At 63.2% G+C, this 14,505-nt stretch carries 12 protein-coding genes and 1 pseudogene; 5 read left to right on the top strand and 8 right to left on the bottom strand.

Features of this window, described 5'->3' with window-relative positions; all coding sequences use genetic code 11:
• Positions 1–310, top strand: a 310-nt coding sequence (locus JF616_17870) for a DNA polymerase II (GenBank protein ID MBW8889627.1), incomplete at its 5' end; no start/stop codon positions are given.
• Between the two features lie 400 nt (positions 311–710).
• Here the strand turns inward: JF616_17870 and JF616_17865 are convergent.
• From JF616_17865 to JF616_17855, 3 genes are read right to left on the bottom strand one after another with little or no spacing between them, the layout of a single operon-like run.
• Positions 711–1,556 (bottom strand): hypothetical protein, encoded by an 846-nt coding sequence (locus JF616_17865; protein ID MBW8889626.1) that lies wholly within the window; start codon positions 1,554–1,556, stop codon positions 711–713.
• 26 nt (positions 1,557–1,582) lie between these two features.
• Positions 1,583–1,861 carry a hypothetical protein gene (locus tag JF616_17860; protein MBW8889625.1) on the bottom strand — a complete coding sequence of 93 codons (279 nt, stop codon included), beginning with the start codon at positions 1,859–1,861 and terminating at the stop codon, positions 1,583–1,585.
• Positions 1,858–3,432: a hypothetical protein gene (locus tag JF616_17855; protein ID MBW8889624.1), complete on the bottom strand. Its 1,575-nt coding sequence runs from the start codon at positions 3,430–3,432 to the stop codon at positions 1,858–1,860. The genes JF616_17860 and JF616_17855 overlap by 4 nt, the downstream gene beginning before the upstream one ends.
• Positions 3,433–3,460: 28 nt before the next feature.
• Between JF616_17855 and JF616_17850 the strand changes: the two genes are divergently transcribed.
• Positions 3,461–5,146, top strand: a complete 1,686-nt coding sequence (locus JF616_17850; GenBank protein ID MBW8889623.1) for a hypothetical protein — start codon at positions 3,461–3,463, stop codon at positions 5,144–5,146.
• A 30-nt stretch (positions 5,147–5,176) separates the two neighbouring features.
• Here JF616_17850 and JF616_17845 read toward each other — a convergent pair whose 3' ends face one another.
• Positions 5,177–5,956 (bottom strand): sulfite exporter TauE/SafE family protein, encoded by a 780-nt coding sequence (locus JF616_17845; protein ID MBW8889622.1) that lies wholly within the window; start codon positions 5,954–5,956, stop codon positions 5,177–5,179.
• Complete coding sequence (locus JF616_17840; protein ID MBW8889621.1) at positions 5,956–7,398, bottom strand: YihY/virulence factor BrkB family protein; 1,443 nt, start codon at positions 7,396–7,398, stop codon at positions 5,956–5,958. The genes JF616_17845 and JF616_17840 overlap by 1 nt, the downstream gene beginning before the upstream one ends.
• Before the next feature lie 38 nt (positions 7,399–7,436).
• On the opposite strand from JF616_17840, the gene JF616_17835 reads away from it, so the two are divergent.
• Positions 7,437–8,774, top strand: a complete 1,338-nt coding sequence (locus tag JF616_17835) for a hypothetical protein (GenBank protein ID MBW8889620.1) — start codon at positions 7,437–7,439, stop codon at positions 8,772–8,774.
• 13 nt (positions 8,775–8,787) lie between these two features.
• On the opposite strand, the gene JF616_17830 is transcribed toward JF616_17835, so the two are convergent.
• Together JF616_17830 and JF616_17825 are read right to left on the bottom strand one after the other, a co-directional pair.
• Positions 8,788–9,756, bottom strand: a complete 969-nt coding sequence (locus tag JF616_17830; GenBank protein ID MBW8889619.1) for a radical SAM protein — start codon at positions 9,754–9,756, stop codon at positions 8,788–8,790.
• A gap of 67 nt (positions 9,757–9,823) precedes the next feature.
• Entirely contained in the window at positions 9,824–12,145 is a 2,322-nt protein-coding gene (locus JF616_17825) for an AAA family ATPase (GenBank protein MBW8889618.1), read from the bottom strand.
• Positions 12,146–12,234: 89 nt separating this feature from the next.
• Here JF616_17825 and JF616_17820 point away from each other — a divergent pair.
• Positions 12,235–12,841: pseudogene (locus tag JF616_17820) on the top strand (NAD(P)-binding domain-containing protein).
• A 5-nt stretch (positions 12,842–12,846) separates the two neighbouring features.
• Entirely contained in the window at positions 12,847–13,386 is a 540-nt protein-coding gene (locus JF616_17815; protein MBW8889617.1) for a rhodanese-like domain-containing protein, read from the top strand.
• A gap of 93 nt (positions 13,387–13,479) precedes the next feature.
• On the opposite strand, the gene JF616_17810 is transcribed toward JF616_17815, so the two are convergent.
• Positions 13,480–14,496 (bottom strand): RNA 3'-terminal phosphate cyclase, encoded by a 1,017-nt coding sequence (locus JF616_17810; protein ID MBW8889616.1) that lies wholly within the window; start codon positions 14,494–14,496, stop codon positions 13,480–13,482.
• Positions 14,497–14,505: the final 9 nt, after the last annotated feature.

Here is a 14,505-nt window from a genome sequence, read left to right as displayed (position 1 = left end):
GGGCATGTACCAGAATACCCTGGAACGCAAGCAGGCCCTGCTCGGCCGCTTCGTTGACATCGGGACCGAGCTATTCGCGATGGCCTCCACCTGCGCCCTGGCCAAGCTGCGCACGGAGCAGGACCCGAAGAACCCCCACTACGTCCATCTGGCGAGCTTCTTCTGCAAGGAAGCCCGCCGACGCATCGATGCGGCGTTCGCCGCGGTGTCGGATAACGACGATCGGCAGGCGAATAAGATCGCGAAGTGCATGATGAACGGGGATTACAAGTGGATGGAAGAGGGGATCATGAAGTGCTACGAGACTTAAGATAGAGGTGGGTCTGGGCGGGGGCGGGTCTGCGTTCCGGCTCGGATGCGGCGCTATCGAACGCCTCGGTCGTTCCGCAGCTTGAGGAAGGGGTCGCCCGCGCATTTGAAGAGCGCGGGCTTTCTGTTCCGGGGATCTTTTCCCTTCCTCAATCTGCGACGCTTGCAACTCGCCGGAACGCAGCCCCGCACCCGCCCGTCCGACCGCTCCCCATAAGACTCGCTCACCTCGGCGGCCCCTCGGCATCCACGTTGTTCGAACGTGTAGAGAGAGAATTGGGGGCGCTTGGTTCGGCCTGTCTGTGGCTTGTCATGGCTGTTGCCCGCGCCTGGGAGATCGCGGGCGTTCTGTTCGTGGGGTGAGGAACTAATGGGGTTAATTAAGTCCGGTCGGGGTGGGGTTAATCCGGTTTGATGGAGTCCGGTCTGCGCGGTCCGTGGATGCGTTTTCCGGTGAGGGTGTAGTACCCGAAGGCCATGGTGGTTTTGGTCGCTTTGGTGGGCGATTGCGTGACGATTCCGTTCGACGGGGTTGTATTGATGGAGAAGTCCGAGAAGGTGAATTTCGCGTCGGCGCCGTTGGTGCTTACGATTTCGACTCCGAAGCAGATCTGGCCGAGGGTCGAGCTGGAGGGGATCCAGCCCTTCCCTACCGTCCAATTGAAAAGCGCGAGCAGGTCGATGGTGCCGGAGGCCATTACGGTTACGGGGACGAATGCGATATAGGAATTGTCTTTGGTTTTCCAGACGTTGAACGCATGCCCGCTTAGGGTGATGGTATCCGCTTTGGTTCCGGCGGGAACCTGCTTATAGTTCTCGGTCCAGATCATGATTTCGTTGGACCCGGCCGTGGCCACGCCGTTGAGCCAGATGTCGTAGGCGACATCGTAGATGCCGACATGGGGACTGGTCGCCGCGAAAGCGGTGGTAAGGTATTTGAAGGAGCTGATCGGGGTCTTGTCGTAGTCCTTGTGGACGTTGGGATAGGTCTTGACGGCCCCGGCCTCGTTCGTCTGGTTCGAAACCACGTACCAATCATGGTAGGAACAGGCCGTGAGGGTTTCCGGCCCGAGGGTAACGTCGCTGTTCCACATGTTGTTGTGGACGTAATAGCCCCCGGTGCTCCAACCGCCGTTCGGATCCGATGTGGTGAAGGCGGGCGAAGCGCAATCCGCGTAGGCCAGGCCGGTAGCGAGGCATAACGCAATGGCCGAAAACAGAAGCAGGTAGCCGTAGTGTATTTTCATGGTTTCCTCCTCCCTGACGGGGAACGTTAAAGTTGGAGATCAGCCTGATGCTTGCGGTAGAACCGGCGACGGGCCAGTTCGCTGAGGACGAGCAGGGCGAGGAGCCCCGCCAGGATCGCGTTGTAGTGCGACGCCAAGGCTTCGGGCAGAAGGGTCGGGAGCAAGTCGCCCCCATACCCGTCGGAAAGGATGGGGCGCACCTTATTTATGGCCGCGAAGATCGGGCCCGCGCCGAGGACACCGTTCAGGATGACCCACAGCCTATGCTTCCGCTTCAGGCGCTCCACTTGCTCGAGACCGTTCACAGTTTGACTCCTAAGGGTAACGTGCCAGTTACGGTTGGAGGTCCGCGCTTAGCCGCGGGCGGCTCGATACCCGGGACCGGCGACTTGCCGCCACCCGGGCCGAAGCGGCCCATGGCCCTGAGGGCAAGATAGGTCGCGCGCAAGCTGTCCGGGGGAAAGGCCCCGGGTTGATCAAGAAGGGAAGCCAGAAAGGACTCGGCCGGGGCTCCCGCGACCGATTCCGTCGCCGCCACGAATTGCGACCGCGTGAAGCCCGGGGTAGGCAGGCGGACCAGGGCGCGCACCAAATCGTAAACCGATTTCCGTCCCCCCGAATGCTCCAGGATCCAGCGGTCGAGGATCATGGAGGCTTGCGCCCCTTTCCCGTACACCAGGTCCGGGAAGCCCAGGGGATCCTGCGGATCCGTCCAGGCCGAATCGAGGGGGAGGAAGAGACGGGTGCGGATGGCGGGGGAAGACAGGGGCAGGTCGCGCACGGCAGCCTTGCCGCCGAGATCGGCGAGCGCGGTGGCGGCGAAGATCGAATCGTTGATGAAGCCGACCTGCAAGGGGAGCAGCAGGCCCAGGTAATTCGTCATGCCCTCTTTCCACCAGGGATCTTCGAGATCACCATGATAAATCCCGACGAAGGTGTGGATCAATTCATGGGTGTGCACCTGGGGTAGTTGGTAGCCATCCGCCTTGAACCAGTAGCCTTGTATGCCTTCGATCCCGGAGAAAGTCGGGAACTCCCCGAGGAAGTAGTTGCTAACCGTAAGGGGCATGAGGCTGTCTTCCACGGCGCCGAGGCAATTGGCGAATATTTCGGAGAGCAAAGGCATATCGAAAGCCGAGTCGGAAGCGGCATAAAACGTTAATTGATGACCGCGGATCGGAACCGTAAGCATGCGGAGGGGATCCAAAACCGCCCGCAGGAACATCAGTTCATAGGGATCGTCCAAGTCGCGATGGGGATCGCTGCCGACGAGGGAACGGCCCGGAGCCGCGATGTCCAGGGACAGACGCATGGGAGCGCGCCAGCGCGCCGCCACCCCTTCTTCCACCACGGGAAGCACGAAGAAATAAGCCCCATCGATGGCGTCCACGCCGGGGGCCAACCCCGGGGCCGGAAGCCCGAAGCGATCCGGATCGGAAGGCGCCAAATCGACGGCATAGGAGAAAACGCGCGCCGCCTCCGGCAAGAGTATCAAATTCCCGTCCGCGGGCGTCCCGGAGACGGAATCGCGGGCCGCCAATTTCCGGCCCGAGGCATCGCGTACGTCCAGATCGGAAGCGCGCAGGCCCGGAACCGGAAGGACGGGATTGTCCGCGTAATAGACTGGCGCTTGGAATAGCTTGGGTGCGCCCGGGGGCCAGGCATCGATGCGGACGGAGATGCGGCAGGCATGGCCCGGTCCCGCTTCCAGCCTGTAGGCGAGCGTATGTGCCGTAAGCGGATCGGGAGTGGAGGTTTCGAAGAGGCAGCCTGTCAGTACGGGAAGAAGCGCCACGCTGGCGGCGCGCGCGAAGAACCGTAAGCGCGCTATGCAGAGTAAGGCCGACGCGAACCGCCTGGTTGCACGCGTTTCCATGGCCCCCCAAGGTACTATCTTTTCGCGGATGTTCCGTTTTGCCGCGCGCGCTCCCACTTTCCGCCTGGCCTTCTTCATGGCCGCATTCATGGCCGTTCCCTTGTCCCATGCCGTCCCCCTCGATATCGCGAGCCCGGTTTATCCCTTCCTGCGCCGTCTGGAATTGGAGGGGCGCATCCCGCCCGGGCATCTCACGACCTTGCCCATCGCCAAATCCGAAGCGGCCAACCTGCTTGAGGAAGCGGCGCGTTCGGATGGAATTCCCGATTGGGAACGCCGGCGGCTGGATGGCTTCCGCGAGGAGTTCGGCGGCCTGGAAAACCGCGATGGCCGTTTCCATCGCCTGGGCTTCCGGGATTCCTCCTTCCGCGTGGCGATCGGGGCCGAGGATTTCAGCGCGGTGTATGTGGCGGACTCCCTTCCCAAGGCCCGCACCTATGGCTTCGGAACTCTCACCGCCAAGGCCGAAGGCGATTTCAAGGAGCACCTGCAATTCCTGACCTACGCCAACGCGGGGCAAGAGCGCTCCCTGCATGAACGCTTCGTCGAGAACTACGATCCCCAACGGGGCCAGCCTTACAATACCGATCGCATCGGCAAACAAGGCGTGCCCCGCACCGAGGGTACCTTCGACGCCTTCCGTACTGTGATCGGCTATGAGCAGCCCGACTTGCGGGCCGAATTCGGGGCGGACTGGAACCAATGGGGACCGGGCCTTTGGCAACACGCGACCTTGTCCAGGCAACCTTGGTTCTGGGTCCAGGATTCCCTGCCGCCCAACGATTCCGCGGGCTTCCTGGGTACCCCGAATCCCGGGAGGTACCGCGACGGTTACCGTCGCCCGGGCGAGGCCGCCCCCATGACCCAGGCCCGCCTTTCCGTGCGCGCGGGCCGCTTCCTCTACACCAAGGTCATCGCCCAACGCACCGGGCTCTGGAGCGATTCGCTCGCCTACCTGATCGCGCATCGCCTGGAATGGCGGCCCGTCGATCGCATCGGGCTGGGCCTCTCGGAGATGGTGGCGACCGGGGGCCGGCCCCTCGACTGGACCTACGTCATCCCCCTGGTGCCGCTGAAATACGCCGAGCATGAGCTGGGGGATCGCGACAACTCCGCCCTCAGCGCCGACCTCGAAGTGCTGCTGCCCGGGCATGCCCGCGTCTTCGGCGAGCTCTTCCTCGACGATTGGAGCGGATGGGATCTGGATTTCTGGGGCGACAAGTACGCGTTCTCCTTGGGCGGGGAGATCGCCGGCTTCCCCCTGGCCGGATCGATTTTGCAAATCGAATACGCCCGCGTGGAACCGTGGCTGTTCACCCATCGCAAGCAAGGCCGGCAATTCCAGAACTTCGGGGCCCTGCTCGGCAGTTCCCTGCCCCCGGATTCCCACGCCTTGCGGGCCGCTTGGGAGCACGCTTTGGGGGCCGATCTCGATTTGCGTCTGGACTACGCCTTCATGCAGCGGAACGCCGTGGATCGGGGCACCTCGATTTTCGACTGGCACAATGATGCGCTGGACGGGACCCGCAAGGAATTCCTGGGCGGCACGGTGGAAACTCGCAACGCCCTTTCGGCCGGCGCCACCTGGCGTTGGCGGCGCTTCGTGGAACTGAGCGGGGCGGCAGGATGGCTGTGGGTGGAGGATTGGAAGAGCCAATCGGGCGAGTCCCTGTCGGCGCCGACCTTGAGCACCGAACTCACCTTGCGCTACTGAACGGACCCGCCGGAAGGGCAAGTCGCGTTCCTAGCGCGTCCAAGCGGACCAACTGTCCCATAAGAGCTTGGCCGCCACCCCGACCCCGCTCCAAAGCACGAAGCGATTCACCCATTTCTCGCCGCGCCTGAGCTGGGTTACGCTGCCCAGCCATCCGCCCAACAGGTTGCCCGCGGCCAGAGCCGCGGCCATGGGCCAATCGATGCGGCCCGCGGCGGCGAAAGCAGCCAGGGACACCGAGATGAACAAGACGGTGTTGAAGACCTTGAGGGCGTTGGCCCGGAAGATGTCCAGGTTCCCGAGGCGAGTGAAGGCGAAGATCATGATCAGGCCCGAACCGGCCTGGATGAAGCCGCCGTAGAACCCGATGCCCAGGTAGGCGAGCAATGCCAAAGCATCGCCGCGCAGGGCCGGCTCCTGGCCCCCGTCCGCCTGCGCCCCGTGGCCGCGGAAGGTCATGGCGGCCACGAACAGTACCACGCAAGCCAAGATGGGATTGAATACCCGATCGGGAAGGCGCACGGCGATGAGGGAGCCCGCCAATGCGCCCGCCATGGCCGGGCCGCCAACGCGCAGGGCCAGGCGCGGAAGGAATATCCCCTGCGATCGGAAGGCCAACAAGGAGGATAACGATCCCAGCAAAATGCCCAAGCGATTGGTCCCATTGGCGGTCGCGGCGGGAAGCCCCAGGAAGATGAGCAAGGGCAAGCTCAAGGTGGAGCCGCCGCCGGAAACCGAATTGATGAAAGCGACGGCGATTCCGGCCAGGAACAGGACCGGATAGGTCCAGGCCCCCCAATGCTGCGCCATCAATCGCGCTGCGGGGCCCGCGGGGCCAGTACGGTGCCGAGATACAGGGGCGGATGCCGCTTACCGGAAGAGTAGAGAACGCCCATGGTATGTTTCAACTCGTCCCAGGCCGTGAGGGAACCCAACATGCCGGTTCCCTTGGGATCGAGCCGCAGCAACAAGTAATGGATGCCGGTCAGATCGACTTCTTCCATGGGCTTGCGCGGCGCATACACCGCGCCGCTCCGGATGCGTCGGCGGGCCAATAGCCCTAGGTCCACCAAAGGTCCGGCGAGACGCTCCACGCTGGCCTCGTCGTCCCACAATTCGTTCGCCAGCAGGGCTATGGGCACCGATACCCGGCCATTCGCCGCATTGCTTCCCGACAACGTATAGACCGCTTTGAGCACGTCCAATACCTCGCGCTCCAGGCGATGGAAGGCTTCGCTATCGTTGGCCAAAGGCGCCGAGGTCTTGTCGCGGGCATGGTACAAGCGCTGGTAGATGAAACCAACCGCGGCGCCGTACAATACGATGGTCCAGGTGAGATAGATGAGCAACAGGACGACAGGGAAAATCGCCAGCGATCCGTAGATGAAATTGTTGCGCGACAGGAAGAGGCCGGGGGCCAGCACCAGGGCGCGCGTGAGCCCGTAGATGGCCGCGGTGGAAAGCGTGGCGGCCAGCATGGCCGGGAACAGGCGGACGCGGGTATTGGGGATGATGTAGAAGAGCAGGACCAGGGCCAGCCAAAGGAACCCGACCACGGCCACCGTGCTCAACACGATCACGGTTTCCTGCACCAGGCCCGACATCGGCGCCCCCGAGAATTTGACGGTCAGGAAGGATCGGTACCTGAGCAGGACGTTACCGGCGGCCACCACGATCAGGATGAGCAGCAATAGGAAGGGCGTGTATTCCCGGATGCGCCGCCACCAGTTCCGGTCCTTGCGGATGTCCCAGATATGATCGAAAGCCAGTTCGATATTGCTCATGGACAGGAAGAAGGCGAAGAGGAGCCCCAGGCTGCCGAACAGGCCTAAACGCTGGAAGTCGATCTTCTGGGCGTACTCGATGACGTTCAGGATGGGATCCAGGTTGAGATCGAGGTTGAGCGAATCGGCCATCGAGATGATCAGCCGGGAAAGGATGTCCAGGTAACCGAACCGTCCCGCCACGGAAGAAAGGATGATCGCGAAAGGCACGAATGATAGAATGGACGTGTAGGTAAGCGCGCTGGCCCGCACCGGGATCTGGTTGACGGGAAAGCTCATCCCCGCCAGCACCAGGACGCGGAGCAGGCGGGCCGCGAATTTACGCGTCCAGCGGAGGTTCTGATCCATGCCGGCCCGGTGCAAGTGCGCCAAAGCCGCCTGGCCCTTGGCGGACAAGGTCCGCCAGGCTCCCAGCAGGCGGACCACCGCGAAGGGATATTTCGTATGATTGCTATCTTTATCCGACAAAAGCCGTCCCGTTCCGCCTGCTCCTGAAAATAATCAAAATGCGCGCCTCTTTATATTCCGCCTCGATCCTCGCTTGTTTCCTGATCCACTCGCCGCTCCGGGCCGACGCCCCTGACCAGCCCAAAGCCGGCAGGGATGCGGAGGCCGCGCGCGCCGAAACGGACGCTCCCCAAGGGGTCCCGGGCTACGACCTGTATCCCGACATCTCCGGCCAGCAAAGCGAACTGGCGCATGCCGCCCTGGTCCAAGCCTACTCCGGTAAGGTCAAGCGCGCCCATAAGACCCTCGCCGACCTCCGCGATCTCGAAACCGCCAAAAGCCTGCCGCCCCTTTCCCAACTGCTCTCCCTGGCCATCGACGTCATGCGTTACCAGAACGGGGACTTCGCCGACGGGGACGAGGAGGAAGCCCTCCTGGAATCCATCCGCCGCGCGACGGAACAGGGAAGTTACGCCTGCCAGGAGGCGCTCAAGCGGACGCCCGGCCATCCCACCTATCTGCTGATCCTGGGCGGCATCCGGGGCTTCACCGCCACCTTGAAGATCCATGGGAACCCGAGCCAGGCCCTGTCCGACGGATTCCAGGCGCTCAAGCTGCTGGAGAAGGCGCGCACGGCGGATGCCCGCCTCAAGGACAGCTACCTGGGGACGGGCATCTTCAATTGCACCGCCGCCAACGCGCCCCTCTTCGTACGCGCCACCCTCAAGATCGTCGGCCGCAGCGTATCCATGAAGGCGGGCCTGGAAGCCTTGCGCGTCAGCGCCTATCATGGCCAGTACACGCCGGTATCGAGCCAGCTTTTCCTGATCCAATTCCTTTCCCCGTACGATGAGGAACTCGCCCGCGAGAAGCGGCAGATATTCCGCAGCCTGGAATCCGCCTACCCGCGCAATTCCTATTACGCCTTCCTGGAGAACGACGAGAACATTTGCTTCCATCCGGACAGCTTCTTCGCGCCGGATGCGCGCCCGGTCCTGGCCGCCCGCATCACGGCTTGCGGCTCCTCGGATTTCGCCAATCTCCGCTACGGGAACCTGGTGCGTTGGCAATACACCCTGCTGGACCCGACGCCGGAACGCCGCTACGCCCCCGACACGTCCTTCGGCCTCCGCGACTACGCCTTCTATCCCGGATTCATCGAAGGCATGCGGAGCAAGCGCGCGCTGGAGGACAGCCTGGAACCCGGGGAGAAGCCGCCGAAGGCCGCCTTGGCCGCGCTGAAGACCTTGCGGGATTCCTGCCTGGCGATGATCGAGGATTCGCCCATGAGCTCCGCCCGCAAGAGGTATTACGCCTGGCACGTCACCGACGCGTTACGGTGGGCCCCCGCCCGGGCGCGGGTGCGGCCGGTGGTGACTTCGGCGAATCCGCGCTAAAGCGGGGAGCCCTTCAGCCCCGTCCGAAAAAGCTGTTGAAATACGGCCGCAGCGCGTCCGGCAGATCCCGCAGGCTGCTGAAGGCCGGGGTCGCGAAGTATTGGTACCAACCGCATTGGCGCTCGCAAGAAGACATAGTGGCCCGGGCCTCCTCCGCTTCGCTCGTCTTGAGCCAGGTCTTCAGATCGACCAGGTCCATGCGGATGGCGTGATCCTCGCGCGGACGGCAGGGATAGGCCAAGGTTCCGTCGGCGTTGATGACCAGGCTGTCGGGTTGGCAGCCGCCGCGCTTCATGCGCACGCGCCGGAAGTAGCCGTTGGGCGTGATGATGGTCGCGGGATACTTCTTCTTGAGCAGCTTCACCGCCGCCTCGAACCTCTGGAAGGGCGGGTAGGCATGGATGGCCTCTTCCAGCTCCACCGCGGGCATGAGCAGGATGCGCGCCCCCGCGGCGCGGCTGAGCTTCACCTTCTCTTCCATTACGGATAGATCCTCGTCGCGCACCACGGTCTGCACGGTCACGTCCATCCCGAAACCGCACATCTCCTTGAGCTGATCGAAGAGGGCGAGGTTCTCGTGGCCTTCGTCGATGCTGATCTCCAGGAAATCGATGAAGCTTGCGTATTCCTTCCAGGGGTACTTAATCAGATTGCGTTGGCTGGTGGTGAACATCACGTAGAAGGGCTGCCGCCGGGCCTCCTCCAGCAAAATCTTAATGTCCTTACGCAACAAGGGTTCGCCGCCTTCGAAGCTGACCAGGATAACCGAGGAGCGCCCCAGGTTGCGCAAGATTTTAAGCTGCGTCTCGGTATCGAGATCGTGCTTGTCCATTTTCCATATATTGCAAAATGAGCAGGTGAAGGCGCAGCGGTTCGTGACCTTGAAGGAGGCGTAGAAGGGATGCCGCACGCCGCGGAGGGAATTGTCGAGCCAATGGCCCGCGGTCTGGATCCATTTCGAGGCAGGCAAGGTGCGGGGCATGAACGGGCCTTTCGGAGGGTAATGGCTGGAAGGCGTTTTCCGCCTTCCCGATTTCCCTGGGCGGAATCTACGGCCGTTCCGGGAAAACGATAATAAGAAAATCGTATCCCTGCCGCCATTCCGCGCCCGAGCCTTGGAAAACGTCGGCGAGGGCGCCTTCGATTTGGGATTTTTCGGATGGGGTCAAGGCCTGCGCGAAGGCGGCCAGCAGGCTTTCCGGGCGACGGCCGGCTTCGGGGAACCAGGTACGGATTTGGGATGGCGTGAAATGCCGTAATGCGGAGATGTCCCGCTGGGCCAGGGAAGCGTTCGCAGGCCCCGCCCAGGCCGACTTCACCGCTTCGAGGGGCGATGACGGCAGGCGCGCCCGCCAGGCCGTTTCTATCTCCACGAGCTTGGCCGACAAGGATGGGCCCACGCGCGCGGGCGGTAAATAGGCCCCTAAGCTTTGGGATCGTCCGGGATTAGGCTCGGCCCAGACCAGACGGGCGCCCGGGGCCGCGAAGGGAGACATGGCCGCGAGCCACGCTTGCGGATCGGGAAGTAAGCGAAGGATTTCCAGGCCGACCCAAGCGTCGAAGCGCGGAGGCTCGGCGACGGCGGCCAGGGCTTTAGGCAGGTCGGACAGGCTCGCGGTTACCAGCTCTGGGCGCGCCAACACCTCCAGATGGCGGGCCCATTCTTCCATAGTAGAGCGTTGGGCCGCATCTTCGCAGCGGGACCACACGCCCCCGGCCGGTGCGCGGCGGCAAGCCTCCCAGGTAAGAAAACCCGTGCCTCCGCCGAGATCGAGCACCAGGCTGTCGCGCTTTACCGCGGCCAGCCGGAAGATTTCGTCGCGGACCTTTTTAAGGGTCTCGCCGGTTTGGGCCGCGGCCCGGTCGAGCCAGGAACCTGCCTTGGGGCTGCGCGATCGAGCGGTCATGGACGATGCGGCCGATCCGGACCCGGCTTTCGGCGGCGCGGATTCCTGGCGCTCCCGTTCCGCCGCTTCCATTTGCGCCTCGCGGTTGCGCGCCACGCGATCGCGGATGGCGGCCTCGTAGCCGGAATCGCTGGGCTGGTAGAAGACCTTGCCCTGCAGGGAGGACGGCAGGTATTGCTGGGCGACCCAATGATCGCGGAAGGCATGCGGATACTGGTAGCCTTGCCCATGCCCGAAGTCGGCCCCGTCGCGGCTGGCGTCCTTCAGATGATCGGGGACCTCGTCCTCTTGCTCCTGGCGCACCGATTCCAGCGCATCGTAATAGGCCATGGTGGTGTTGCTCTTGGGCGCGGAGGCCAGGTATAGGCAGGCTTGGGCCAGATGGAATTGGCCTTCCGGGAGGCCCACGTAGTCGAAGGCCTGGGCCGCGGCGGAGACCACGGCCAAGGCGTTGGGATCGGCGAGGCCGACGTCCTCGGAGGCGAGGATGAGCATGCGGCGGAACAGGAAACGGGGGTCCTCGCCGGCGTATACCATCTTGGCGAGCCAATACAGGGAAGCATCGGCATCGGAGCCGCGCACCGATTTGATGAAGGCGGATATGGTGTCGTAATGGGTGTCGCCGTCCTTGTCGTAGAGGACGGCGCGCCTTTGGATGCTCTCCTCGGCCACCGACAAAGTAACCTGGATGATACCCCCATCCCCTGCCGGGGTGGTTTCCACCGCCAGTTCCAAGGCGTTGAGGGCGCTGCGCGCGTCCCCCGAGGCGACCCGCACCAGATGGGCCAAGGCCTCCGGATCGATCTCCACCCTGCGCTTCCCGAATCCGCGTTCGGGATCGGCCAAGGCGGCGCGGATGACGGCGCTTACGTCCGCTTCGCCCAGGGGACGGAGCTGGAAGATGCGCGAGCGCGAGACCAGGGCTTTGTTGACCTCGAAGTAGGGATTTTCCGTGGTCGCCCCGATAAGGGTCAGGGTGCCGTTCTCCACGTGCGGGAGCAACGCGTCCTGCTGGGCCTTGTTGAAACGATGCACCTCGTCGACGAAAAGGATGGTCTTGCGGCCGCTCAGGGCCCTCGTCTCCTTGGCCGCCTCGATGGCCTCGCGGATGTCCTTAACGCCGGCCAAGACCGCGTTGATGGCGATGAAATGGGCCTTGGTGGTATTGGCGATGATGCGGGCCAAGGTGGTCTTGCCCGTGCCCGGCGGCCCGTAGAGGATGATGGAACTGAGTTGATCGGCCTGGATGGCGCGCCGCAGCAACCGCCCCGGCCCCAGGATATGTTCCTGCCCGATGAATTCGTCGAGAGTGCGCGGCCGCATGCGCGCGGCCAAAGGCGAATCCTTTCGGCGCTGGACCTCGGCGGGCGTGCCCGCGGCGGCTTCGCCCTCGGCCGTGAAGATGTCCTCTTCCCGATCCGGATCCGGCTTGTTGATATGTCTTCCCGCTCCCCTGGGGCTCATGGAAGTGAAAACTAGCTATCCATCAACCACGCTGGAAACGGACTTGGACAAAGGTTAATTTGGTTGCTCTCTCGCGAAGGAGCCGGAACATGAAGAAAATCGGAGTGCTGGGATCGGGAATGGTGGGCGAAACCTTGGCCAATGGATTCCTCAAGCATGGCTACGACGTAATGCGCGGATCGCGGGAACCGGCCAAGTTGGCCGAGTGGAAGCAGAAGTCGGGCGGTAAGGCGGCGACGGGAACCTTCGCGGAAGCGGCCCGATTCGGCGAGATCATCGTGCTGGCGGTCAAAGGCGGCGCGGCGGACGACGTGGTGGCCCAATGCGGTTCGGCGCTAATTGGCAAGACGGTGCTGGATGCGACCAATCCCATCGCCGATGCGCCCCCGAAAGACGGCATGGTTCAGTTCTTCACGACAGGCTCCGGGGGCGAAGTTCGTGAAAGTCTTCTCCAGCGTGGGCGCGACGTTGATGGTCAATCCCAAGCTGTCGGCTACGCCGTCGATGTTCATCTGCGGGAACGATGCCGGGGCGAAGGAAGAAGCCCGGACCATCCTGACGCAGTTCGGTTGGGAGACCGAGGACATGGGCGGGGCGGTCGCCGCCCGCGCCATCGAGCCCCTGTGCATCCTGTGGTGCATTCCGGGATTCGTGCGCAACGATTGGATGCACGCCTTCAAAGTGCTTCGTCCCTGATGCCGATGTCGAGAGGCATTTCCCTTTCAGCCCTGCTGCTGGCCTTGGCTTTGCCGTCGGCGCCGGGAGCCCAGGCCCTCTCGCGCTCCGAGAAGCTGGAGGGGAAATTGCGAGTGGCCATGTTGAAGGCCAATAAGGACATCCAAGGCCCCTGGATCAAGGCCGCCGAGTTGAAAACCATCATCGACGATACCAATCTGATCCTGGTGGATGTCCGGCAGCCGGCGGAGCGGAAGGTCTCCATGCTCCCGCATGCCATCGATACATACCAGTTCGCCGACCAATTCCGACATGGCATTCCTCCCGGTAAGCGATTGGTGCTCTATTGCACCATCGGCTATCGCAGCGGGAAGTACGGGGAAAAGCTGGCTCCCCTGGGGATCAAATACCAGGTGCTGGAAGGCGGGATCCTGATGTGGAGCTTCGTGGGCGGGCCCTTGGTGGAACGCAAGGATAACTTCGAATGGGCGCCGACCAAACGCATCCACGTGTACGATGCGGAGTGGAACATCGTACATCCGGATTACGTGGCGGTGCTGCCGTAGGGCCGGTCCGGAATTTAAGAGCCCCTAACCTAAGGGTTGCCCGGCTGCGGCCAGCGAGGGTCAAAAGCACCCGGCGCGACCCTGGGCCGGGCTTCAGGGGATCCGGATTTCCGTCAACCCGCCTTCCAGGTTCCGGACTTCAATCTTCCGCTCCAGAAATTTCCCGATCGTCTCGATGTTGGTCAGGCTATGCGAGCTCAGCGGCATGGTGCGGAACATCCCTCCCGCACCTAAAGCCATAGGCAATAGGAGCTGATCCGCCAGCCGCCTCCCGACCGCCGCCCCGCTGTCCCGGTATAGGCGCACATCCGCCATCAAACCATCGCATACCGCTTCCGGGGAAGCTCCGAAGGGATTGAACGCCGTAATCATCTCCGTGATATGTTCATAGCGCAACTCCGCCATCACCACGTTGGCCGGTCCGGGCGAATCAACGGCCGCTTCGGTTTCGATATCGGACTGTCTCCAACCATGTTTCTCCGACATATGCGCGCGCATGCGCTCCGGCTCCTGGAGCGGAATCCTGTTCCAGAGCATTTTGGCGGTTTGCCCCAACAGGCGCCCGCGCTCGGGAAGGTTCAATGGCTTGAGGGCTTCGGCCGGATGGACCGCGACGGTCCATTTGCCGCCCCCGGCGGGGAAAAAACCGCGGCGCGTGACCGCGATGGAGGTTTCTACGCCCATAACCTTGAGGTTGGAAAGGTAGACACGCTCCAGGAAGTCGAGGCTAGGCGCGGCAGGATTATGGGTTCCGCCTTCCAAGCTGAACTCAAAGGACCGGCCCGTGGTTATAATGGCCGGCAGCAAGGTTTGGAAGACCAGGGTGGAGCTGCCCGCGCTGCCCACGGAAAACTCGTACTTGCCCGGAAGCATGGGGCCGGGACGGAAATCCAGCGCTAGGGATCCGATTTCGGCCCCCGTGACTTTGGCCGAACTGATCCGGGCCGCGGCCCTCACGCAGGTCAGATGCTGGCGCATCAGGCCCGGCTTCTTCCGGCCGGCGCGGATGCGATGGATGCGGAAGGGCTTTCCGGTGGCCAAGGAAAGGGCCAGGGCGGAACGGAGGATTTGGCCACCACCCTCTCCAAGCGAACCGTCCAATACGATCATTCCGTCCTC

This window comes from Fibrobacterota bacterium, assembly GCA_019509785.1.
Taxonomy (GTDB): Bacteria; Fibrobacterota; Fibrobacteria; order UBA11236; family UBA11236; genus Chersky-265.
This window is presented reverse-complemented; position numbering and strand designations above follow the sequence as displayed.

Excerpts from the sequence above, each read along its gene's own strand:
- JF616_17845 (MBW8889622.1), bottom strand. The coding sequence starts at position 5,956 with ATGGCGCAGCATTGGGGGGCCTGGACCTATCCGGTCCTGTTCCTGGCC.
- JF616_17855 (MBW8889624.1), bottom strand. The coding sequence starts at position 3,432 with ATGGAAACGCGTGCAACCAGGCGGTTCGCGTCGGCCTTACTCTGCATA.
- JF616_17850 (MBW8889623.1), top strand. The coding sequence starts at position 3,461 with ATGTTCCGTTTTGCCGCGCGCGCTCCCACTTTCCGCCTGGCCTTCTTC.
- JF616_17825 (MBW8889618.1), bottom strand. The coding sequence starts at position 12,145 with ATGAGCCCCAGGGGAGCGGGAAGACATATCAACAAGCCGGATCCGGAT.
- JF616_17810 (MBW8889616.1), bottom strand. The coding sequence starts at position 14,496 with ATGATCGTATTGGACGGTTCGCTTGGAGAGGGTGGTGGCCAAATCCTC.
- JF616_17835 (MBW8889620.1), top strand. The coding sequence starts at position 7,437 with ATGCGCGCCTCTTTATATTCCGCCTCGATCCTCGCTTGTTTCCTGATC.
- JF616_17830 (MBW8889619.1), bottom strand. The coding sequence starts at position 9,756 with ATGCCCCGCACCTTGCCTGCCTCGAAATGGATCCAGACCGCGGGCCAT.
- JF616_17865 (MBW8889626.1), bottom strand. The coding sequence starts at position 1,556 with ATGAAAATACACTACGGCTACCTGCTTCTGTTTTCGGCCATTGCGTTA.
- JF616_17815 (MBW8889617.1), top strand. The coding sequence starts at position 12,847 with ATGTCGAGAGGCATTTCCCTTTCAGCCCTGCTGCTGGCCTTGGCTTTG.